The sequence below is a fragment of the Amycolatopsis sp. NPDC004625 genome (genome assembly GCF_040609695.1).
Taxonomy (GTDB): domain Bacteria; phylum Actinomycetota; class Actinomycetes; order Mycobacteriales; family Pseudonocardiaceae; genus Amycolatopsis.
In genome coordinates this window covers 1-20,844 of the sequence record NZ_JBEXKX010000092.1, presented here as the reverse complement: position 1 = coordinate 20,844, position 20,844 = coordinate 1, and the positions used below count along the sequence as shown (strand labels likewise).

22 protein-coding genes are annotated in these 20,844 nt (G+C 70.2%); 5 read left to right on the top strand and 17 right to left on the bottom strand.

Annotated features, from left to right (window positions below; all coding sequences use genetic code 11):
• Positions 1-38: 38 nt before the first annotated feature.
• Positions 39-959: a sugar ABC transporter permease gene (locus ABZW17_RS45425; protein WP_354828837.1), complete on the bottom strand. Its 921-nt coding sequence runs from the start codon at positions 957-959 to the stop codon at positions 39-41.
• On the bottom strand, positions 959-2,245 hold the full coding sequence (locus ABZW17_RS45420; protein WP_354828834.1) for an extracellular solute-binding protein: 1,287 nt from the start codon (positions 2,243-2,245) through the stop codon (positions 959-961). The genes ABZW17_RS45425 and ABZW17_RS45420 overlap by 1 nt, the downstream gene beginning before the upstream one ends.
• Before the next feature lie 160 nt (positions 2,246-2,405).
• Here ABZW17_RS45420 and ABZW17_RS45415 point away from each other — a divergent pair, with 160 nt between their 5' ends.
• Positions 2,406-3,449 carry a LacI family DNA-binding transcriptional regulator gene (locus ABZW17_RS45415; RefSeq protein WP_354828831.1) on the top strand — a complete coding sequence of 348 codons (1,044 nt, stop codon included), beginning with the start codon at positions 2,406-2,408 and terminating at the stop codon, positions 3,447-3,449.
• A 124-nt stretch (positions 3,450-3,573) separates the two neighbouring features.
• On the opposite strand, the gene ABZW17_RS45410 is transcribed toward ABZW17_RS45415, so the two are convergent.
• Together ABZW17_RS45410 and ABZW17_RS45405 are read right to left on the bottom strand one after the other, a co-directional pair.
• Positions 3,574-4,551 (bottom strand): ferritin-like domain-containing protein, encoded by a 978-nt coding sequence (locus ABZW17_RS45410; RefSeq protein WP_354828828.1) that lies wholly within the window; start codon positions 4,549-4,551, stop codon positions 3,574-3,576.
• Positions 4,552-4,667: 116 nt separating this feature from the next.
• On the bottom strand, positions 4,668-5,909 hold the full coding sequence (locus tag ABZW17_RS45405; protein WP_354828825.1) for an aminotransferase class I/II-fold pyridoxal phosphate-dependent enzyme: 1,242 nt from the start codon (positions 5,907-5,909) through the stop codon (positions 4,668-4,670).
• 63 nt (positions 5,910-5,972) lie between these two features.
• Between ABZW17_RS45405 and ABZW17_RS45400 the strand changes: the two genes are divergently transcribed.
• Together ABZW17_RS45400 and ABZW17_RS45395 are read left to right on the top strand one after the other, a co-directional pair.
• Positions 5,973-6,452 carry a hypothetical protein gene (locus ABZW17_RS45400; RefSeq protein WP_354828822.1) on the top strand — a complete coding sequence of 160 codons (480 nt, stop codon included), beginning with the start codon at positions 5,973-5,975 and terminating at the stop codon, positions 6,450-6,452.
• 25 nt (positions 6,453-6,477) lie between these two features.
• Positions 6,478-6,981, top strand: coding sequence for a DUF4231 domain-containing protein (locus ABZW17_RS45395; RefSeq protein WP_354828819.1), 504 nt, complete (start codon positions 6,478-6,480; stop codon positions 6,979-6,981).
• On the opposite strand, the gene ABZW17_RS45390 is transcribed toward ABZW17_RS45395, so the two are convergent.
• From ABZW17_RS45390 to ABZW17_RS45330, 13 genes are all read right to left on the bottom strand, one after another.
• Positions 6,978-7,460 carry a hypothetical protein gene (locus ABZW17_RS45390; RefSeq protein WP_354828817.1) on the bottom strand — a complete coding sequence of 161 codons (483 nt, stop codon included), beginning with the start codon at positions 7,458-7,460 and terminating at the stop codon, positions 6,978-6,980. The two genes, ABZW17_RS45395 and ABZW17_RS45390, sit on opposite strands and share 4 nt — an antisense overlap.
• Entirely contained in the window at positions 7,457-7,945 is a 489-nt protein-coding gene (locus ABZW17_RS45385; RefSeq protein ID WP_354828814.1) for a hypothetical protein, read from the bottom strand. The genes ABZW17_RS45390 and ABZW17_RS45385 overlap by 4 nt, the downstream gene beginning before the upstream one ends.
• Positions 7,942-9,171 carry an MCE family protein gene (locus tag ABZW17_RS45380; protein ID WP_354828811.1) on the bottom strand — a complete coding sequence of 410 codons (1,230 nt, stop codon included), beginning with the start codon at positions 9,169-9,171 and terminating at the stop codon, positions 7,942-7,944. Before ABZW17_RS45380 ends, ABZW17_RS45385 begins: the two co-directional genes overlap by 4 nt.
• A complete protein-coding gene (locus ABZW17_RS45375) occupies positions 9,168-10,331 on the bottom strand; it encodes an MCE family protein (protein ID WP_354828809.1) in 1,164 nt (387 codons plus the stop codon). The genes ABZW17_RS45380 and ABZW17_RS45375 overlap by 4 nt, the downstream gene beginning before the upstream one ends.
• On the bottom strand, positions 10,328-11,521 hold the full coding sequence (locus ABZW17_RS45370) for an MCE family protein (RefSeq protein WP_354828807.1): 1,194 nt from the start codon (positions 11,519-11,521) through the stop codon (positions 10,328-10,330). The genes ABZW17_RS45375 and ABZW17_RS45370 overlap by 4 nt, the downstream gene beginning before the upstream one ends.
• Positions 11,518-12,549, bottom strand: coding sequence for an MCE family protein (locus tag ABZW17_RS45365; RefSeq protein ID WP_354828804.1), 1,032 nt, complete (start codon positions 12,547-12,549; stop codon positions 11,518-11,520). The genes ABZW17_RS45370 and ABZW17_RS45365 overlap by 4 nt, the downstream gene beginning before the upstream one ends.
• Complete coding sequence (locus tag ABZW17_RS45360; protein ID WP_354828801.1) at positions 12,546-13,583, bottom strand: MlaD family protein; 1,038 nt, start codon at positions 13,581-13,583, stop codon at positions 12,546-12,548. Before ABZW17_RS45360 ends, ABZW17_RS45365 begins: the two co-directional genes overlap by 4 nt.
• Positions 13,580-14,902, bottom strand: coding sequence for an MCE family protein (locus tag ABZW17_RS45355; RefSeq protein ID WP_354828798.1), 1,323 nt, complete (start codon positions 14,900-14,902; stop codon positions 13,580-13,582). The genes ABZW17_RS45360 and ABZW17_RS45355 overlap by 4 nt, the downstream gene beginning before the upstream one ends.
• A complete protein-coding gene (locus tag ABZW17_RS45350; protein ID WP_354828795.1) occupies positions 14,899-15,747 on the bottom strand; it encodes an ABC transporter permease in 849 nt (282 codons plus the stop codon). The genes ABZW17_RS45355 and ABZW17_RS45350 overlap by 4 nt, the downstream gene beginning before the upstream one ends.
• The gene (locus ABZW17_RS45345; protein WP_354828792.1) at positions 15,747-16,535 is read right to left on the bottom strand and encodes an ABC transporter permease; all 789 of its coding nucleotides are present in this window, start codon (positions 16,533-16,535) and stop codon (positions 15,747-15,749) included. The genes ABZW17_RS45350 and ABZW17_RS45345 overlap by 1 nt, the downstream gene beginning before the upstream one ends.
• A 76-nt stretch (positions 16,536-16,611) precedes the next feature.
• Positions 16,612-17,370, bottom strand: a complete 759-nt coding sequence (locus tag ABZW17_RS45340; RefSeq protein WP_354828789.1) for a glucose 1-dehydrogenase — start codon at positions 17,368-17,370, stop codon at positions 16,612-16,614.
• On the bottom strand, positions 17,367-18,224 hold the full coding sequence (locus ABZW17_RS45335) for a 3-oxoacyl-ACP reductase (protein WP_354828787.1): 858 nt from the start codon (positions 18,222-18,224) through the stop codon (positions 17,367-17,369). The genes ABZW17_RS45340 and ABZW17_RS45335 overlap by 4 nt, the downstream gene beginning before the upstream one ends.
• Positions 18,225-18,307: 83 nt before the next feature.
• Positions 18,308-18,499, bottom strand: a complete 192-nt coding sequence (locus ABZW17_RS45330) for a ferredoxin (protein WP_354828784.1) — start codon at positions 18,497-18,499, stop codon at positions 18,308-18,310.
• Between the two features lie 69 nt (positions 18,500-18,568).
• Between ABZW17_RS45330 and ABZW17_RS45325 the strand changes: the two genes are divergently transcribed.
• The gene (locus tag ABZW17_RS45325; protein WP_354828840.1) at positions 18,569-19,732 is read left to right on the top strand and encodes an acyl-CoA dehydrogenase family protein; all 1,164 of its coding nucleotides are present in this window, start codon (positions 18,569-18,571) and stop codon (positions 19,730-19,732) included.
• 22 nt (positions 19,733-19,754) lie between these two features.
• Positions 19,755-20,844, top strand: a 1,090-nt coding sequence (locus ABZW17_RS45320; protein ID WP_354828781.1) for an acyl-CoA dehydrogenase family protein, incomplete at its 3' end; no start/stop codon positions are given.

Genomic DNA, 20,844 nt, shown 5'->3' with positions numbered 1-20,844 from the left:
GTGAGAAACAGTGTTAGAACACTGTTTCTCACTCACGACTAGTCCGTGGATATGCGCCGGGTGACCAGGTACGACAGGCCCGCGACGAGCATCGTGGCCACGGCCAGGATCAGCGCGATCGCCGAGCTGTAGCCGAAGTCGTACTTGGTGAAACCCTGCTCGTAGAGGTAGAGCGCGGCGGTCTGGAACTGCCGGTCCGACCCGCCGGTGGCGGCCGCGGTGCCCGGGTTGAACAGCAGCGGCTCGGCCAGCAGCCGCATGTTGCCGGTCGTCGCGATCACCGTGGAGAAGATGATCTGCGGCCGCAGCAGCGGCACGGTGATCCGCCAGAACTGCTGCCACCCCTTGGCGCCGTCGAGGGTGGCGGCCTCGTACATGCTCGACGGGATCGCCTGCATCGACGCCAGGAAGATCAGCGCGTGGTAGCCGGTCCAGCGCCACACCACCATCGCCGCGATCGCGGTGTGCGAGCTGGCCGTGCCGGCCTGCCAGTCGACGTGCCCGCCGCCGAACCAGCTCAGTACCCAGTTGACCAGGCCGAAGTCCCGGCCGAACAGCTGCGCGAAGATGATCGTCACCGCCGCCACCGAGGTGATGTTCGGCAGGATCATCCCCATCCGGAAGAACATCCGCCCGCGCAGCCGCCGGTTGAGCAGGTGCGCGATGCCGAGCGCGAACAGGATCTGCGGGACCGTGGTCAGCAGCCACAGGCTGACCGTGTTCCCCATCGAGTTCCAGAAGTACGGGTCGTGGAACAACAGCTGCTCGTAGTTGCCGAACCCGATGAACTGCGCGCCTTCGGCGTCGATGAGGTTCCGCTTCTGCAGCGACACGAAAGCCGTGTACAGCAGCGGGAAGAGCCCGAAGACGCCGAAGATCAGGAAGTACGGGCTGATGAAACCGAACGGCGACAGCTTGACGTCCCACTTCTGCCGCCGCTCGGCGAAGGTGAGGGCCATTACTTGATCTTCGCGACGTCACCGACCAGCTGCTGCCACGCCGCCGGGCCGTCCTGCTTGCCCTGCTCGACGCGCTGCATCGCGTTGCCGAACTCGGTCTGCACGTCGCCGGCCTTCGGGCCCTGGTACTGCGGGTTCAGCTTCTTCGCCGCGTCCGTGAAGACCTTGCCGACGGGCGCGTTGGCGAAGAACGGGTTGGTGTAGGAGGTGATCTTCGGGTCGTCGTAGAGCGACGGGACCGACGGCAGCAGGCCCTTGCTGGTGAACACCTTCGCCTGCTGCTCGGGCGCGGTCAGCCACGCGGCGAGTTCGGCGGCTTCCTTGGTGTGCTTGCCCTGCTTGGGCACGGTCAGGTACGAGCCGCCCCAGTTGCCGCCGCCGCCGGGCACGGCCGCGACGTCCCACTTGCCCGACGTGTCCGGCGCCTGGTCCTTGATCTTGGTCATCATCCAGGCCGGGCAGGTGACGGTGGCGAACTGCCCCTGCGTGAAGCCGGTGTTCCACTGCGGCGTGCTGTAGAGCAGGCCCGCGCTCAGGTTCGCCTTGACCGCGTCGACCACGAGGTCCCAGCCCTGGCGCAGGGCCGGGTTGCTGTCGACGATGAGCTTGTCGTTCTGGTCGTAGTAGCCCTGCGGCGCCTGGCCGACGATCGCGTTGAGCACGGTCGGGCCGCCGTCCATGAACTTGACGCCGTTCGGCGCGTGCGCCTGGAAGCGCTTGCCGGCCTCGAAGAACGCCTGCCAGGTGGGCCAGAGCGCGGACACGGCGTCGCGGTCGGCGGGCAGCCCGGCGGTCTGGAACATGTCACGGCGGTAGCAGATGGCCAGGCCGCCGACGTCGGTGCCGTAGCCGATCTGCTGGCCGCCCTTGGCCAGCGAGGCCGCCCACTTCCAGTCCAGCCAGCGGCTCTTGAGCTGGTCGCCGCCGACGGTGTTGAGGTCGACGAACTTGTCCGGCGTCGCCTTGAACTGGGCGACGTACCCGGTGTCGATGGCCTCGACGTCCGCGGCACCGGCGCCGGTGGCCAGGTGCGCGGCGAGGTTCTTGTGGTGGTCGGAGTAGGCGGCGGTCCGCTCGGTGATCTCGACGTCCGGGTGCGCCGCCTGGTACTCCTTGATCAGGTCGGTGTAGCCGAAGTTGCCGAACAGGCCGAGGCTCAGCTTGACCTTGCCACCGGCGGCGGCACCGCCACCGCCGCCGCAGGCGCTCAGCGCGGTGACCGCGGCCAGGGCGGCGCACGCCCCGGCGATCAGGCGGATCCGGCGGTTCCTCGTTTTCGGGCGCATGAGATCTCCGTTGTTCTGCGGGCCGTCGGGAAAACGCGGGTCCCATGAGAGCGCTCCCAGCACTGATCCGTCAAGTAACGAAATGATAAACCCAGGCTGCGTTTACGCAGCCTGAGGTCATGTGCTACTGATGTAACCGGTTACAAGAACGGAGATCGACATGGTCACTGCCCGCGAGGTTGCGCAGCTCTGCGGGGTTTCCGTCGCCACCGTGTCCCGGGTCTTCAACCGCCCGGCCACGGTCAGCGCGACGACCCGCGAACGCGTCGAACGCGTGGCGCGGGACCTCGATTTTTCGCCGAACGAGTCGGCTCGGGCGCTGTCGCGGCAGCAGTCGGCGATGGTCGGGCTGGTCTGGGACACCGACCATCGACGCCCCGGCTGGCGGCACCCGTTCCTGCAGGACCTGTTGCTGGGCCTCAAGTCCGCGCTGAGTTCGCACGGCTACCACCTGCTGATGCTCGCGACGAGCGACGACGCCCGCGAGCGCCACCCGGGCGTGTCGCTGGCCGACCCGATCGCCTACGTGAGCATGACCCGGCGCCACCACCTGGCCGGGCTGGTGCTGATCGACAGCGGCACGGACGCCGACGCGTTCACGGCGTTCGCCCAGTCGGGGCTGCCGTGCGTCGCGCTGGACGTGGCCCTGTCCGGCCCGCGGGCGACCTACGTGACGTCGGACAACGCCGGCGGCGCGGCGGCGGCGGTCCGGCACCTGGCGTCCTTGGGCCACCGCCGGATCGCGACGATCACCGGCCCGCGCGGCAACGCGCCGGCGGCCGCCCGCACCGAGGGCTACCTGCGCGGCCTGGCCGAAGCGGGCCTGGAGGGCGGCGAGGACCTGGTGATCACCGGGGACTTCTACCGCGAGAGCGGGTTCGTCGGCATGCGACGGCTGCTGTCCCGCCGCAACCCGCCGACGGCGGTGTTCGCGGCGAGCGACGAGATGGCGGTGGGGGCGTTGCTGGCGGCCCGCGCGGCGGGGCTGCGGGTACCGGAAGACCTGGCCGTCGTGGGGTTCGACGACATCGAGGTGGCGTCCCTGGTGGACCCGGCGCTGACCACGGTGGCCCAGGACAAGCCGGGCTTCGGCACGGCGGCGGCCGGGGCGCTGCTGGGGATGATCGGGAGCACGGAGGTGCCGGAACCGGTCCTGCTGCCGACCAAGCTGGTGGTCCGCGAATCCTGCGGCTCCTGGTCGTGAGTGTTAAGGCGCGTTAGAACTCGCTTTTCCACTCACGACAAGCCGCGGCAGACCGCTGACCGGTGGTGCTGCTCGACGCCACGTGCCGCCGCCGTCGGGTTACCGGGGCGGCGGCACGCGGTGCCTACTTCTCCTTCGCACCACTGGTGGCGATGTCGCCGTTCAGGCCGCGCGGGTAGAAGCCACCCGAGGACACCTTGTCCGGGTTGAGGTAGGCGATGTTCAGCACGCGCTCGGCGGAGCGGCCGAACGCGATTCCGTTGGCGTCCGCCGGAACCAGGTTCGCCTTGCCGTCCTTGATCACGCCTTCGTCGTCGTCGGCCTTGCCGTCGAGGCTGTCGCGGGCGTCGGACATCTTGTTCGTGATGTCGCCGAGGCCGCGCTCGAACAGGGCCGACCGCACGATTCCGGCGTGGTAGGCCTCGACGGCCAGGATGCCCGCGGCCGCGTCGAGGAACGTCTTGTTGTTCACCAGCGGGGCGGCGCCCTTGTAGGCGGACACGCCGACGTCCTCGAACAGGAAGGCGGCGAGCAGGAAGTTGTTCTCGCTGCCGAACGGGTCGAACGTCTGGCCCTGCTTGATCACGCCCGCGGCCTGCATGGCCGCGGTGAAGCTGTTCTGGAAGTCGATCTCCGGCTGCGCGACGGCGGCTTTGTCCAGCGCCTTGCGCAGGAAGGTCACGTGGGCGACCTCGTCGCCGGCGATCTCCTGGACGAGCTGCTTGGTGTGCTCGCTCTTGAACTTCACCGCGTGGCCGCCGGAAACCTTGCCGAGGTTGCCGACGCCGTTGACGTACTTCTCGTTCAGGCCGTAGCCGTACACCGCGAAGGAGTACAGGTTCGCCTCGAGGTACTCGAGGTTCAACGCGAAGTTCAGCACCGCGGCATCGCTCGCCGCCTCCTTCGCCTTGTCACCTCCCTGCGCGCCGTACTGCTGCGTGGCACCCGCCGAGCCGAGGCCCAGCGACAGCGCCGTACCGAGCGCGCCGGCACCCGCGACGCCGAGTCCCGCCGCTCCCGCAGCCTTGAGGAAGCGGCGGCGGTCGGTCGCGTTCTCCGCGCTGCGCTCGATCAGCTGCTCTGTGTAGCGTTTTCCGAACACCGGGGGACGTCCTCTCGTGACGAGTTCGTCCACCTCACCCACCGGTCATACGTACCTGGGCGTCCCCCGGCTCGGTCAAATCGGGAAAATTTTTGATCGACTTGGGTTTCCCCAGGTCAGCCGCGCTGCGCCACGGCGAGCCGGACGCACACGGCCAGCGCGCGGACGGCCTCTTCGACCTCGGCGAGCTTCGGGAACGTCGGCGCGATGCGGATGACGGCGTCGGCCGGGTCGTTCCCGTGCGGGTGGGTCGCCCCGGCGGGGGTCAGCGCGACACCGGCCTCCTTCGCCAGCCGCACGACCTCCTTCGCGGTGCCCTGCGGGACGGTCAGCGTGATGAAGTACCCGCCGGTCGGCTTGGTCCAGAACGCCAGGTCGGCCAGTTCCTCGGTGAGGATCCGGTCGACGGCCTCGAACTTCGGGCCGATGATCCCGGCGTGCTTGCGCATGTGGGCGCGGACGCCGTCCTCGTCCTTGAGGAAGTGGGCGTGGCGCAGCTGGTTGACCTTGTCCGGGCCGATGGTGCGCTTGCCGGTGTTGCCGGTCCACCAGGCGAGGTTGGCCTCGGACGCGCCGAAGAAGCCGACGCCGGCCCCGGCGAGGGTGATCTTCGACGTCGAGCCGAAGACGAAGACGCGGTCGGCGTTCCCGGCCTCGGTGGCCAGGGCCAGCAGGTCGGCCAGCTCCGGCTCGGCGTCGGTGAGGTGGTGCACGGCGTAGGCGTTGTCCCAGAAGATCCGGAAGTCCGGCGCCGCGGTGCGCATGGTGGCGAGGCGCTTGACCACGTCGTCACTGAACGTGACACCGGTGGGGTTGCTGTACTTCGGCACGCACCAGATGCCCTTGACGGCGGCGTCCTCGGCGACCAGCGTCTCGACGGCGTCCATGTCCGGGCCCTCGTCGGTCATCGCGACCGGGACGAGCTCGATGCCGAAGCGCTCGGTGAGCGCGAAGTGCCGGTCGTAACCCGGGACCGGCGCGAGGAACTTCACCTGCGGCTCGTCGGCCCAGCGGCGCTCGGCGCCGGGGAGCTTGCTCAGCAGGGCCTGGACGACGGCGTCGTGCATCAGCTCGAGGCTGGAGTTGCCCGCGGCCAGCAGCTGCCCGGCGGGCACCTGCAGCGCGCCGGCGAAGATGCGGCGCAGCTCGGGCAGGCCGTTGAGGCCGCCGTAGTTGCGGACGTCGGTGCCGTCCTCGGCCTTGAAGGTGCCGTCGCCCGGGAGGGCGAGCAGCGCGTTCGAAAGGTCGAGCTGCTCGGGGGACGGCTTGCCGCGGGTGATGTCCAGGGAGAGGCCTCGGCCGACCAGGGCCGCGTACTCGCTGCGGGCCGTGTCGACGTCGACGGAAGCAGTGGTCATGCCGTCAACGCTAAACCCGGTGTCGATACCATTCCGGGGCGGGTCCTGGCTAGGGTGGTTCGTGTGCACCTCGTCGTCCACGCCGACCAGCGGCAGTTCTCGGTGCGGGACTCCCGTTCCCGGTTGACCGGCCTCGGCTGGACGCCGGAGGCGGTGGAATCGCACCGGATCGGGGTGGAACCCGGCGGGATCGCGATCGCGACGGCGCGTTCGGACCTCGTCGAGTCTTCGGTGACGCTGGTGCCGTCGGCGCCCGCGGTGCCGTCCGCCGCCGAACACGTGGTGGAGGCGGATCTTCCGGTTCCGAGCGGGAAACTCGTGATTTCCGGGCCAGCCGACTACCCGTCGCAGGAAAAGTTCTTCTCGGTGCTGCCGGGGTTGTACCGGGCGCGGGTGTCGTACCTGCCCGCCGGGCCGCCGCCGGTGGACTGGAACGACCACGAGTACGGCGAGCACTACCGGTACGTGGTGGAGCTGTGGCCGGTTTCGGCGCCGTCGGACGTCGAAGTGGTGCGCCAGGGCGCTTCCGTCTGGGACGGCTGAGGGCCGGTGTGCCACTGTAGGACCCATGCCGGGTAACCGCCTGCAGTGGCACCGCCTCGACGAAGCACTCCCTTCGCTGCCCGATCCCCAGGAGGAAGCCGACGTCGTCTGGCAGCACCTCCGCGCGGAGTTCGCGTGGTACCACCGGGCCGCGACCCGCACCCGCCTCGGCTACCAGAGCCTGAAGACGGCGTCGATCACGGTGGCCGCGACGGTCCCGGTCCTGGCCGCGGTCGCCGCCCCGCCGGCCTGGACGGCGTCGTTCGCCGCGGTGGTCGTGGTGCTGGAGGGCGTCCAGCAGTTGTTCCAGCTGCACACGAACTTCCTCAGCTACCGCGGTTCGGCGGAGGCGATCCGGCAGCTGGCGTACCGGTACGCGGGCCGGGTCGGTCCCTACCGGGACGCCGGGACCCGCCGGGACGTCCTGGCCGAGGACCTGCACGCGGTGATCAGCGAGGAGGGGGCGCGCTGGTCGAGCACCATGCGGAAGGCACCCGGTCCGGCGCCTTCGCCGGGCGCCGGGAGCTAAAGCGCCGTCAGGGTGGCCAGTTTCCAGCGGCCGTCGATCCGCTTCGCCGTCACCGCCAGCTGGGCCACCGACGACGTCGGTGCTCCGCCGCCCTGGGCCACCGTCTGCTGGTCCAGGAACAACAACAGCGAAGCCTCGTCGCCGCGCAGCGAGCGGACTCCCGCCGCCCGGACCGTTGTCGTGCGGATCAGCTTCTCCGCCGAGGCCCGCGTGCGGGCCGACGCGAACTGGGCCTGGTACTGCCGGACCGCGTCTCCCGTCAGCACGTCCGCCGCCGCTCGCTCGGTGCGGGCCAGGTTGGCGTAGTCGTACGAAAACACCGCCTTCACCGCGTCGCTCACCTCGGCCGAAACCGCCGCCGTCGCCGCCGGATCCACCAAGGCCGCGTTGTCGCCGGGTGACAGGGATGCCGTCTCGACCGTGAACCACGCCGTGCACGCCAAGGCCAGCGCCACCACCACCACGAGCACCCGGGTCATGAGCCCGCCGCCTGGACGCCGCTGATCTTCCAGCCGTCGGCGGCCCGGGCCGCGTCCACCGTCAGCCGGTTCATCCGCGGCGAGACCGCGCCGCCGCCCGTCGACACCCGGACGTCCAGTACCGCCAGGAGACGTGCCACGCCGCGGGCGGGATCGATCTCCGTCACCGCCGCCTGGACCAGCGAAGCCGAGGAAACGGTGCGCGCGGAAACCGCGCGGTCGATCTGCAGCCGGCGGTCCCCGGCGAGGTCCTTCCCGTACTGGCCCGTGGTCGCCGCGATCCAGCGGTCGACGTCGGCCGCCGCCGTGCGGTAGTCGATCGTGTTCAGGGTGACCAGAAAGGGACCCGCCGCCGCCAGGACCGCGTCGCGGTCACGGCCGCGGGCAAGGGAGTCGTCCGCCGCCGCGCGCCACCACGACCAGCCCGAGAAGGCCGCCGCCAGCACCGACACGACCGCCAAAACCACCAGGAGACGCTGCTTCACGGCGCGCCCAGCAGCTTGCCGAGCCCGCCCGAGGACGGCCCGGTCAGCAGGCTGAGCATCCCGGGAAGCTGCGGCGGAGCCGACGCGGCCTGCTGCTGGGGCGCGGCCGGGATCGCCGGCGGTTTCCCCGCGTAAGGCGCGTTCTGCGCCCCGCGCACCCCCGTCGGACTGCCCGGCGGCTCGGCGCAGTACGCGTTCATGTTCACCGGCGCTTCGGTCTCGTCGTTCGCCGGACGCTGCTTCGTGCCCTCGTAGCCCTTCGTGCACGAAGCCGGGTCGAAGAAGTTGAACACCACGCCCAGGTGGCCGGTGCCGTCCGGGGACGTCGACGGCGAGAACGCCCCGATGATCGGGTACGCCACCAGCAGTTCCTCGATCGAGTCCGTGCGGGACGTCGTGATCTGCGCGGTGGTCAGCAGGTTGGCGAACAGTACACCCAGGTCGGTGCCGGACGCGGCGAGCACGTCGCTGATCTGCCGGCTCAGCTGCGGCGCCTGCGCGATCACCCGGCGCAGGTCCGGATCGGACTTCTTGAGCTGACCCGCGATGGTCCGCAGGCCCGAAGCGAAGTCGGTGATGTTCGCCGCCTGCCGCTCCTGCGTGCCGAGCACGATCCGCGAGTTCGCCAGCAGTCCCTGCGTCTGCGGGACGTACTGCGCGGCCACCGCGGTCAGCGAGCCCGCGCTGTCCAGCAGCTGCTGCAGTTCCGGGCCCGCGCCCGCGAACGCGTTGTACGTCTCGTCGACGACCGTCCGCAGCGAATCCGGGTGGACGCCGGCGACGAGGTCGTCGAGGTGCGTCAACACCGTGTCCGGCGACGGCGGCAGCGACGTCCGGTCCGCCGTGATCACCGAGCCGTCCTTCAAGAACGGGCCGCCGTTGTGCTGCGGGAGCAGGTCCACGAACTGCTCGCCCACCGCCGACCGGTTCGCCACCTGCGCGTGCGCGTCGGCCGGGATGTCCGGGGCGCCCGCGTCGATGTCGAGGGCGACGTCGACGCCGTGCTCGGTCAGCGTCATCGACGTCACCCGGCCGACCGTGACGCCGCGGTAGGCGACCTCGGAGTTGACGAAGACGCCGCCGGAGTCGGTCAGCTGCGCCGTGACGACGTAGCCGCGGTTGCCGAACAGCCGGTCCAGCCCCGCGTAGCGGCCACCGGCGTACACGACCGAGACCACCGCGATCACCACGAACGCGAACAGCTGGATCCGGATCTTGCGGGTCACTTGCCGCCCCCGATCAGGCCGAGCAGCCCGCCCAGCAGGCCGGGGCCGGCCGCCGGCGGCACCGAACCCAGGTCGGGCAGCGGCAGCGGGGGCGCGACCGGCGCCGGGGACCCGCCGATCCCCTGCGGCAGCGCGATCGGCGGCTGCGACGAGTTCGTGAAGTTCGAGATCAGCGTGTCCAGGTCGAGGTTGACGTTCGCGTCGACGTTCGCGTAGTCGCCCTTGATCACGTTGCCCGCGTAGTCCGGGAACGGGTACGTCAGCAGGATCTGCAACGCGTTCGGCAGGTTGGCGCCCGCCTCGCCGAGCTTCGTCAACGTCGGCTGCAGCGCCCGCAGGTTCGCGACGAGCTGGTCACGGCTCTTCGTCACCGTGTCGACAGCGACGCCGGAGAGCGTGGTGAGCGCGTTCAGCATCCCGACGAGCTGGTCACGCTGGTCGGTGACGACCTTCAGGCCCGGCGCGAGGTTGTCGAGTGCGTTGGTCAGGTTCTGCGTCTGGCCGGTCAACGTGTGCGACAGCTTCCCGAGCCCGTCGATCGCGCGCAGGATCTCCGTCTTGTGCCCGTCGAGCTGCGTCGCCAGTTCGTCCACTCGCGACAGCAGCGCACGGATTTCCGGCTCGTTGCCCGACAGCGCGTCGTCGAGCTCGTGGCTGATCTTCTGGATCTGCTCGACGCCGCCGCCGTTGAGCAGCAGGGAAAGCGCGCCGAGCACCTCCTCGACCTCGGGGTTGCGGGTGGTGCGCCCGAGCGGGATCTGCCCGCCGTCGGCCAACTTCCCGGACGCCGGCTCGGCGGTCGGCACGCTCAGCTCGACGAACTTTTCCCCCAGCAGCGAAGACTGCTTCAGCTCGGCGCGGGCGTTGGCGGGCAATGCGATGTCGCCGTTGACGGTCATCGCGACCAGCGCCGAGCGCGTGTCCGGCGTCAGGGTGATCTTGTCGACGCGTCCGACGGCGACGTCGTTGACCTTGACGCTCGACTGCGGCACCAGGTCGAGCACGTCGGTGAACAGCGCGGTGACGTGGTACGGGTGGTCGCCGACGTCGGCGCCGCCCGGCAGCGGCGTGCCGTAGAGGCCGTTGAACCCGCCGTCGCTGCAGCCCGCGAGCACGAGCACCCCGGCCAGCGCGCCCGCGATCCGCCTGCGCCCCTTCACTTCGCACCGCCCGACAGCTGCTCCATGACGTCGACGAGCGGGAGCGGCAACGGCGGGAGCGTCCCGTTCTGCAGGGAGTTGAGCACCTGCGGGATCGTCGGCAGCTTCAGGGCGCCGTCCAGGACCGGCGCCAGCTGCTTGCAGATGTTCCCCAGCGCGTCCGGGACTTCCTTGGGCGTGAACGAGCTGATCAGCCGGCACACGGTGAGGATCGGCGGGTTGGTCAGCTCGTTCAGGTTGTCGCGCACGGCGATGGTGCCGGACGCCGCGTCGTAGGAGTTGATGAAGTTCGTGGCGCCGGTCGGCGCGATGTCGAGCACCTCGGCCAGCGCGGCGCGCTGGTCGACCAGGACCTTCGACAGCGACGCCAGCTTGTCCACATTGGACTCCAGGGCCGTCTTGTTGTCGTTGACAAACTGCTGGACGTCGCCGAGCGCCCCGCCGAGGGACTGCAGCGCCGCCCCGACGTCGGAAGAGTCGGCGGCGAGGAACCTGCTGACGTCGGCGACGCGGCCGTAGAACTCGTTGAGCTGCTGGTCGCTCTGGGCCAGGGCGCCGGTGAAGGAGTTCAGGTTCTGCACGGTCGAGAACAGGTCGTCCTTCGAGCCGTCCAGGGTCTTCGCGAGGCCGGCGAGCTGCCCGACCGTCGAGTTCAGCGAAGCGCCGTTGCCCTTCAGCGTGTTCGCGGCGGTGTCCAGGACGCCGGACAGGGCGCCGTCCTTGTTGGCGCCGTTCGGCCCCAGCGCCGTCGACAGCTTGTCCAGGCTCGAGTACAGGTCGTCCAGTTCCACCGGCGTGGCCGTGCGGTCGCGCGGCAGGACCGTGCCGGACGCGAGGACGGGCCCGCTGTCGTAGGCCGGGGTCAGCTGGACGTACCGGTCGCTGACCAGGCTCGGCGCGACGACGACGGCTCCGACGCCGGCGGGCAGCGACACGTCGTCGACCTGCATGTCCACCCGGACCGCGTCGCCTTCGGGCGTGACGTCGGTGACCTCGCCGACCGGCACGCCGAGCACCCGCACCGACGAACCCGCGTACAGGCCGACGGTCTTGCCGAAGTACGCCGAGAGCTTGGTGCCGTTCGAAGACCGGAACACCAGGTACAGCCCCGCGGTGACGATCAGCGCGAGGATGCAGGCGAACGCCAGCCACGTCACCAGGCTGCGGCCGCGGGCGGTGTGGATGGTCATCGGCGGCCCACCCCCTGGTTCGGCGCCGCGATCGGCGGGGTGCAGCCTTCGGGGTTGATGTGCAGCCCGGCCGCGGTGATCGTCGGCGGCAGCAGCCCGCACAGGTAGCCCTCGAACCAGCGGCCGTTGCCGGTGGCGTTCGCGCCGACGCGGGCGAACGGCGCCATCAGCTGCAGGCTCTTGTCGAGGTTGCCCTGGTTGCGCTGCAGGATGTCGGTCACCTTGCCCAGCTTGTCCAGCGTCGGCCTGAGCTGGTCGCGGTTGTCCTGGACTAGCCCGGTCAGCTGCTGCGAGAGCTGCTGGGTGCCGGTGAGCAGAGCGTTGATCGCGGCCTTGCGGTTCTGCAGTTCGGTGAGCAGCAGGTTGCCGTCGCTGATCACGCGCTGCAGCTGCGTGTTGCGGTCGGACAGCGTCTTCGAGATCCGGCTCGTGTTGGCCAGCAGCGTGTGCAGGTCGGCGTCGCGGGACGACACCGTTTTCGCCAGCGAGGACAGCCCGTTCAGCGTGTCCTTCAGGTACTGCGGGCTGTCCTTGAGGCTGTCGGAGAGCGCGTTGAAGCTGTCGGCGAGCTGTTTCGTGTCGATGTCGCCGACGGTCGTCGACAGCTGTTCGAAGGCGTCCTGCAGCTGGAACGGCGTGCGCGTGCGGGCCTGCGGGATCGTGTCGTCGGGCTCCTGTGCGCCGCCGCCCTTCGGGTCGAGCGCGAGGTACTTCTCCCCCAGCAGCGTCTTGATCTCGATCGACGCCGTCGTCGCGTCGCCGACCCGGACGTCCTTGACGCGGAACTTCACGAGGACCTGCTTGCCCGCCAGCTTCACCGACGACACCGTGCCGACCTTGACGCCGGCGACCTCGACCTCGTTGTCCGGCGCCAGCCCGGCGGACTCGCCGAAGTACGCCGAATACGTCGTGCCGTTGCCGAAGAACGGGAGCTGGTCGGAGAAGTACGTGGTGGCCGTGACGAGCACGATCAGCACGAGCGCGACCGCGCCCACCGCGGCCTGGTTGCGTTCCTTCAGCGGCTTCACGGACCACACCTCTCCGCGCGCTGCGTACCGGGGATCGGGATGATCGGCAGGGTGATGTCGAGCGAGGAAATGCCGATGGTGCCGCTGATCCCGCACAGGTAGTAGTTGAACCAGCTGCCGTAGCTCAGGGTCCGGGTGAACTTCTGCAGGTTGCCCGGCAGCACCTCGAGGAGGTGGTTGAGCAGCACGCCCGAGTCGCCGAGGTTCTGCGACAGCACGCCGAGCTGGGCCACGTCGTCCTTCAACGCCGGGCGCGCGTCGGCCAGGAGGCCGGTGGTCGACACGGCGAGGTCGCCGAGCGCGCTGACCGCGTCGCCGATCGGCTTGCGCTGCTCGGCCAGCCCGCTGACCAGCTTCTGCGTCTGCTCGACGAGGTCGCCGAGCTCCGGGCCACGGGCGTTGACCGTGCCGAGGACGGTGTTGAGGTTGGCGATGACCTGGCCGATCACCTGGTCCTTGCTCGCGATCGCCGTGGTGAGCGACGCGGTGTGCTGCAGCAGGCTGGTGATCGTGCCGCCTTCGCCCTGGAAGACGCTGATGATCTCGGCCGAGAGCTGGTTGACGTCCTTCGGGCTCAGCGCCTTGAACAGCGGCTTGAACCCGTTGAACAGCACGGTGAGGTTCAACGCGGGTTTCGTGCGTTCCGGCGGGATCGTGCCGCCGTCCGGCAGCGCGTTGTCGCCGGGGACGTCCGTGCCGAGCGCGAGGTAGCGCTGGCCGACGAGGTTGCGGTACTTGATCGTCGCGGTCACCGTCTCCGGCAGCCGGTAGGTGTGCTCGACGTCGAACCGCACCTGCGCCAGGTTCCGCTCCCCCTCGACCACCTCGATCGCGTCGACCTGGCCGACCTTGACCCCGGCGATGCGGACGTCGTCGCCTTCCTTGAGCCCGGACGCGTCGGTGAACTTCGCCAGGTAGCCGGACGTCTCGCCGAAGTTCGTGTTCGCGATGGTGGCCGCGAGGATCCCGGTGAACAGCACGGTGACGGCCGCGAAGAGGACCAGCTTGACGAGCGACGGGACGAAACTCCTCACTTCAGCTCCACCTCCGCCCCGCGGTAGAGCGGCCCGACGAGCAGGCCCGCCCAGCCGGGCACGTCACCCGGCGAGGTGCCGAGCGCGGGCGACGCGAGCAGGTCGATCAGGTCGTTCTCGTAGGCCGAGCCGACGATCGTGCCGTCGCCGCCGACGGCGCCGCCACCGGCCGGCAGCGTCTCGGGCGGGTTCTTCGGCGGCGCGGGTTTGCTGGAGCCGTCCTTGATGGCGCCGTCCGGCGGGTACTGCGGCCACACGCCCGGTTTCGGCACCTGCGGGTAGCAGCGCGGGCCGCGCTTGTCGTCGTACTTCGGCTCGTCGACACCGGGCAGGTACTTGCCGCGACTGGCGGCGAACTCGATGGTGACCCGGCTGACCTCGGGGTGCGCGGTGCCCTTGCCGAACGCCAGTTCCGCGCGCGGCACGGATTCCGCGAGCTGCCGCAGCAGGCAGGGGTACTCGGGCGCGTACTTCGCGAGGACGTCGAGCGTCGGCTGGATCGCCGTGGTGAGCCGGATCAGGTTGTCCTTGTTGACCTGCAGGAAGCTCGTCAGGTCCACCGAGGCCGCGGTGACGGTCGCGTAGAGGTCGGTCAGCTGCGCGCGCTGGTCGACGATGGTCCGGCTGGTCGTGGTCAGGTCCGACAGCGCCTGCAGCAGGTCGGGCGCGGCCTTGTCGTAGGTGTTCGCGACGTTGGCCAGGCCGGTGATGTCGGCCTTGACGTCCGGCAGCGACGGGTTGAGCTTGCCGAGGTAGTCGCTCAGCTGCACGAGGGTCTGACCGAGCTGCTTGCCGCGTCCCTCCAGCGCGGTCGACACCGCCGTCAGGGTGCTCGACAGCTTCTCGGGCTGGACGGCCCGCAGCAGCGGCATCACGTCGTCGAGGACCTTCTGCAGTTCGATCGCCGCGCTGCTGCGGTCCTGCGGGATGACGTCGCCGGCCTTGATCGGCCGCTCGGATTTGCCCGGCAGCTGGAGGGCGACGTACCGCTCGCCGAACAGCGTCTTCGGCAGCAGCCGCGCGGACACGTTCGCCGGGATGACGGGCGTCTTGCCCGGGTCGAGGGCCAGCTCCAGCTCGGCGTGGTCGCCCTTCGCCAGCACGGACCGGACTTCGCCGACGAGCATGCCGCGGACCTTGACGTCCCCGCCGGTGCGCAGCTGGCTGCCGACGCGGTCCGTTTCCAGCTTCACGAGCGTCACCGGGGTGAACGCCTTGTGGTAGACGGCGAGGGTGAAGGCGATGAACAAGGCGGCGACGAGCAGGAAGACCAGCCCCAGCACCTGGTACCGGAGCCGCTGCCAGATCTCGCGCCTCATCCGGAGATCCTCACCGTCGTGTTCGCGCCCCAGATCGCCAGCGACAGGAAGAAGTCCAGCACCGAGATCAGCACGATCGACGTCCGCACCGCGCGGCCCACCGCTACGCCGACGCCGGCCGGGCCGCCGCTGGCCGTGAAGCCGTAATAACAATGGGACAGGATCACCAGCACGCTGAACACGATCACCTTCCCGAACGACCACAGGACGTCCCCGGGCGGCAGGAAGAGGGTGAAGTAGTGGTCGTAGGTGCCCGCGGACTGGCCGTAGAGCCAGATGGTGATCTGCCGGGACGCCAGGTAGCTCGACAGCAGGCCGACCGCGTACAGCGGGATCACCGCGGCGACGCCGGCGAGTACCCGGGTGGTCACCAGGTACGGCATGCTCGGCACGCCCATGACTTCCAGGGCGTCGATCTCCTCGGAAATCCGCATCGCGCCGAGCTGGGCGGTGAAGCCGCAGCCGACGGTCGCCGACAGCGCGAGCCCGGCCGAAAGCGGCGCGACCTCACGGGTGTTGAAGTAGGCGGAGATGAATCCGGTCAGCGCTGCCGTGCCGAGCTGGTTGAGCGCGGAGTACCCCTGCAGGCCGACGATCAGGCCGGTGAACAGCGTCATCCCGATCATCACGCCGAGCGTGCCGCCGATGACGGCCAGCCCGCCGGTGCCGAAGCAGACCTCGGTGAGCAGCCGCAGCGTTTCCCGGCTGTAGCGGCGGATCGTGCGCGGCGACCAGGCGAGCGCTTTCGCGGCGAACGCCAGCTGCTTGCCGAGCCCTTCCAGGCTCTGGCCGGGGCGCGCGATGTACTCGAGCGTCCGGTCGGCGTCCAGCGGTTCGGCCGTCATCACATCGCCTTCGGCGGGACGATCCGCAGGTAGATCGCGGTCAGCACGACGTTGATCAGGAACAGCAGCAGGAACGTGATGACGACGGCCTGGTTGACCGCGTCGCCGACACCCTTCGGCCCGCCGGCCGGGTTCAGCCCGCGGAAGGCGGCGACGACCCCGGCGACGAAGCCGTACAGCAGCGCCTTGATCTCGCTGACCCAGAGGTCCGGCACCTGCGCGAGGGCGTTGAAGCTGGCCAGGTACGCGCCGGGCGTGCCGCCCTGCAGGACGACGTTGAAGAAGTAGCCGCCCAGCACGCCGACCACGCTGACCAAGCCGTTCAGCAGCACCGAGACGACCATCGCGGCGAGCACCCGCGGCACGATCAGCCGCTGGATCGGGTTGACGCCGAGGACCTCCATGGCGTCGATCTCTTCGCGGATCTTGCGCGCGCCGATGTCCGCGCAGACCGCGCTGCCGCCCGCGCCCGCGACCAGCAGCGCGGTGATCAGCGGGCTGGCCTGCTGCACGATGGCCAGCGCGCTGGCCGCGCCGGTGAACGACTGGGCGCCGATCTGCGCGGTCAGCGAACCGAGCTGCAACGCGATCACCGCGCCGAACGGGATGGCCACCAGCGCGGTCGGCAGGATCGTGACGCTGGCGAAGAACCAGCACTGCTGGATCCATTCCCGCGCCTGGAACGGGCGCTTGAAGATCGCGCGCAGGACCTCCACCGAGAGCGTCGCGAGGCGGCCGACCTGGGTCAGGGCCGCGGTTCCCGGGAGCGTGCCACTGCTTCCGCTCACCACACCTCCCAGTAGTCACTCACCCCCGAGTCTTCTCCACACCCGGTGCCCGCTTTTCGTTAGCGTCGTTAACCGTCTAGAAGTTGAGGGCGTGCGTCGCCGTGGCGCCGCCGTCCGCGACGAACTCCGCTCCCGTGCAGTACGCGCTCTCGTCGCTGGCCAGGAACAACACCAGCTTCGCGATGTCCTCCGGCTGCCCGACCCGCTTGAGGGCGACCTTCTTCCCGACGTACGACATGTCGACTTTCTGGCCGCCCGCCGCGGTCTCGACCATCTTCGTGTCGATCGCGCCGGGGTGCACCGAATTGACGCGGATGTGCTTCTTGCCGAGCTCCATGGCCGCGACCTTGGTCATGCCGCGGATCGCGAACTTGCTCGCGGTGTAGGCGACGAGGTAGGGCATCCCGGCCAGTCCCTCCACAGAGGACACGTTGACGATGGAGCCACCGCCGGCGGCGGTCATCGGTTCAACGACCGAACGCATCCCGAGAAACGCCCCGATCTGGTTCACCCGGATCACGCGTTCGTAATCGGCCAGCGTCGTCTGCGCGAGTTCGGAAAAGTGCAGGATGCCCGCGTTGTTGACCAGCACGTTCGGCGCGCCGAACTCCGTGGTCGCGCGCTCGACGGCGGCGGTCCAGCCGTCCTCGTCGCCGACGTCGAGGTGCTGGTAGACGGCGTGCTCGCCGAGGTCGGCGGCGAGCTGCTTGCCCTCGTCGTCCAGGATGTCGGCGATCACCACCTTCGCGCCCTCGGCGACGAACGCCCGCGCGGCGGCTTCGCCCTGCCCGCGCGCGGCGCCGGTGACGATGGCGATCTTCCCGTCCAGCCTCACAGGTCCTCCAGGATTTCGGTGGCCGCGAACATCCGGCCGGGATCACGGCCGGCGAAGAAGGTGGTGAAGGACGTCTCGAGCTCGTCGAGCGGCCAGCGCTGCTCGATCCGCGGGGCTTCGACGAGCGAGACCGTGCCGCCGTGCACCACGAACACCTGGCCGTTGACGTGCTCGGCGGCCGGGGAGGCGAGGTAGGCGACGAACGGGGCGACGTGCTCGACCGAGAGCGGATCGGCGCCTTCGGCAGGGGCGGCGCCGAACACGCCCTCGGTCATCGCCGTCCGCGCGCGCGGGCAGATCGCGTTGGCGCGGACGCCGTACTTGGCCAGGCCGCGGGCGGCCGACATGGTGAGCGCGGTGATGCCCGCCTTCGCCGCGGCGTAGTTGGGCTGGCCGGGCGAGCCGATGAGGAACGCCTCGGACGCGGTGTTCACCAGCCGCCCGTACACCGGCTTGCCGTCCGCTTTGGACCGCTCGCGCCAGTGCTTCGCGGCGTTGCGGGACAACAGGAAGTGGCCGCGCAGGTGGACGCGGAGCACGGTGTCCCAGTCGTCGTCGGACATCGAGAACAGCATCCGGTCGCGCAGCACGCCCGCGTTGTTGACCACGATGTCCAGCCCGCCGAGGTCGAGCGCGGCCTGCGTCAGGGCGTCGGCGGTGGCGCGGTCCCCGACGTCGCCGGCGACCGCGACCGCCTTGCCGCCGGCCGCCTCGATCTCGGTGACGACGTCCTTCGGCTCGCCGAGGTCGTTGACGACGACGGTCGCGCCGCGGGCGGCCAGCGCGAGCGCCTCGGCCCGGCCGAGCCCGGCGGCGGCGCCGGTGACGATCGCTGTCCTGCCGGTCAGGCTCACGCGAGGCCTCCTCATCGAGTCCTGGATCTCGCGCTTACACTAGAATCTGTTCTCGTTTTGAGCAAGCGGTCAGGTAAACACCGCTAACCGGTGATGAACAGCGCGTTCTTCGGGCACGCCTTGACCGCATCGGAAACACGTTCCACCTGGTCGGCCGGGACCGCGCCGGGCGCGATGACGAGTTCCTCCTCGTCGTCGAGGTCGAAGACGTCCGGGGCGAGCCCGACGCACACCGCGTTCGCCTCGCAGGCCAGCCGGTCGACGCCGATCTCCATGCTTCCTCCGCCACGTGAGCCCTGGTACAACTAGAACAGGTTCTATTGTAACGCCGGATCGAGGTGACTGTGCGGATCGACTACACACCCGAGCAGCGGGCGCTGGCCGAGGAACTCCGGGCGTACTTCGCCGAGCTGATGACGCCCGAGCGGCGCGAGGGCCTGCGCTCGGGCGGCGGCGAGTACGGCGACGGCGTGGCGTACAAGGAGATCGTCCGGCAGCTGGGCAAGGACGGCTGGCTCGCGCTGGGCTGGCCGCCCGAGTACGGCGGGCAGGGCCGGTCGATGCTCGATCAGCTGATCTTCACCGACGAAGCGGCCGTCGCCGGCGTTCCGGTGCCGTTCCTGACGGTGAACACCGTCGGCCCGACCATCATGCGCTACGGCACCGACGAGCAGAAGGCGTGCTACCTGCCGAAGATCGCCGCCGGGGAGCTGCACTTCTCGATCGGCTACTCCGAGCCGGAGGCCGGCACCGACCTGGCGTCGCTGCGGACGCGCGCCGAGCGCGACGGCGACGAGTACGTCGTCACCGGGCAGAAGATGTGGACGAGCCTGATCGAGTACGCCGACTACGTCTGGCTCGCGGTCCGGACCGATCCGGCGGCGAAGAAGCACCGCGGGCTGTCGATGCTCATCGTGCCGACGTCGGCCGACGGGTTCTCGTGGACCAAGGTGCACACGGTCGCGGGCGCGGGAACGAGTGCGACCTACTACGACAACGTGCGCGTACCGGTGTCGGCGCGCGTGGCCGAGGAAAACGCGGGCTGGCCGCTGATCACCAACCAGCTCAACCACGAGCGGGTCGCGCTGACGTCGTCGGCGCCGGTCCGCAAGGCGCTCGCCGACGTGGTGGCGTGGGCTCGGGAATCGGGCGCGATCGAACAGGAATGGGTGCGGCTGCACCTGGCGCGGGTGCACGCCGGGGCGGAGTACCTGAAGCTGCGGAACTGGCGGATCGCCTGGGCGGCCGCGGCGAGCGAGCTCGGCCCGGCCGAGGCGTCGGCGACGAAGGTGTACGGCACGGAGTTCGCGATCGAGGCGTACCGGCTGCTGATGGAGGTGCTCGGCGCGGCGGCCGTCGTCCGCGAAGGTTCGCCGGGCGCGCTGCTGGCCGGGCGGATCGAGCGGCTGCACCGGTCGGCGCTGATCCTCACCTTCGGCGGCGGCACCAACGAGATCCAGCGGGACATGATCGCCGCCACCGCCCTCGGCCTGCCCGTCACGCGCTAGCAGCACCCAGTCTGGAGAAAGCATGGACTTCACCCTTTCCGAGGCGTCGGCCGACCTCGCCGCGCTGACCCGGCGGCTGCTGACGGACAAGGCCACCCACGACCCGCACGGCACCGGCGGTTTCGACGCGGTGGCGTGGACGGCCCTCGGCCAGGCGGGCGTGCTGGACGCGGCCCTGCCGTCGTCCTTGGGCGGCGGCGGGTTCGGGCTGCCGGAGCAGTGCGCGGTGCTGACCGAGATCGGCCGCGCGGTGGCGGCGGTGCCGTACCTGCCGTCGATCACGATGGCGGCGTCGGCACTGGCCGAGTTCGGGACGCCGGAGCTGGTGGACCGCTGGGTGCTGCCGGTGCTGCGGGGAGAACGTGTTCTCGCGGTGGCGCTGTCCGGGTTCACCGCTTCGGGCGGCCGCGTGTCCGGGACGCAGACGGCGGTGCCCTTCGCCGCCTTCGCCCACGGGTTCCTGGTCGCGGCTTCGGACGAGGTGTTCCTGGTCGACGCGGCCGCGGCGGGTGTGTCGGTGCAGCCGCAGCGGACGGTCGACCACGCGGACGCCGGCCTGCTTTCGCTGTCCGAGGTTCCGGGCGTGTCGTTGGGCGACGTCGGCGGGTGGCTGCGCCTGCGCGGGACGGTCGGCGTGTGCGCGCAGCAGCTGGGCGTGGTGGAACGGGCCCTGGAGCTGACGGCGGCGTACGCGGCCGAGCGGAAGCAGTTCGACCACGTCATCGGCGGGTTCCAGGCGGTCCGCCAGCGCCTGGCGGACGCCTACCTCGACGTCGAAGCGGTCCGCCTGACGACGCTGCAGGCGGCGTGGCAGCTGACCGCGGACGTCCCGGCCGCGGAAGCGGTGGCGACGGCGAAGTTCTGGGCGGCGGAGGCGGGCCACCGCGTGGCCCACACGGCGGTCCACGTCCACGGCGGCGTCGGCATCGACGTCGACCACGTGGTGCACCGCTACTTCACGGCGGCGAAGCGCCTGGAGTTCGAGCTCGGCCCGGCCACCACCCAGCTCCTGGCCCTCGGCAACCTCCTCGCCGGCCCGACCCCGTCGTGGGGGGTTTGGGGGGGGAGGACACCCCCAAACACAAACCGCCCCCGCCGCGGGCCGGCGGGGC

Excerpts from the sequence above, each read along its gene's own strand:
- ABZW17_RS45370 (WP_354828807.1), bottom strand. The coding sequence starts at position 11,521 with ATGACCATCCACACCGCCCGCGGCCGCAGCCTGGTGACGTGGCTGGCG.
- ABZW17_RS45330 (WP_354828784.1), bottom strand. The coding sequence starts at position 18,499 with ATGGAGATCGGCGTCGACCGGCTGGCCTGCGAGGCGAACGCGGTGTGC.
- ABZW17_RS45425 (WP_354828837.1), bottom strand. The coding sequence starts at position 959 with ATGGCCCTCACCTTCGCCGAGCGGCGGCAGAAGTGGGACGTCAAGCTG.
- ABZW17_RS45355 (WP_354828798.1), bottom strand. The coding sequence starts at position 14,902 with ATGAGGCGCGAGATCTGGCAGCGGCTCCGGTACCAGGTGCTGGGGCTG.
- ABZW17_RS45420 (WP_354828834.1), bottom strand. The coding sequence starts at position 2,245 with ATGCGCCCGAAAACGAGGAACCGCCGGATCCGCCTGATCGCCGGGGCG.
- ABZW17_RS45390 (WP_354828817.1), bottom strand. The coding sequence starts at position 7,460 with ATGACCCGGGTGCTCGTGGTGGTGGTGGCGCTGGCCTTGGCGTGCACG.
- ABZW17_RS45350 (WP_354828795.1), bottom strand. The coding sequence starts at position 15,747 with ATGACGGCCGAACCGCTGGACGCCGACCGGACGCTCGAGTACATCGCG.
- ABZW17_RS45395 (WP_354828819.1), top strand. The coding sequence starts at position 6,478 with ATGCCGGGTAACCGCCTGCAGTGGCACCGCCTCGACGAAGCACTCCCT.
- ABZW17_RS45405 (WP_354828825.1), bottom strand. The coding sequence starts at position 5,909 with ATGACCACTGCTTCCGTCGACGTCGACACGGCCCGCAGCGAGTACGCG.
- ABZW17_RS45415 (WP_354828831.1), top strand. The coding sequence starts at position 2,406 with ATGGTCACTGCCCGCGAGGTTGCGCAGCTCTGCGGGGTTTCCGTCGCC.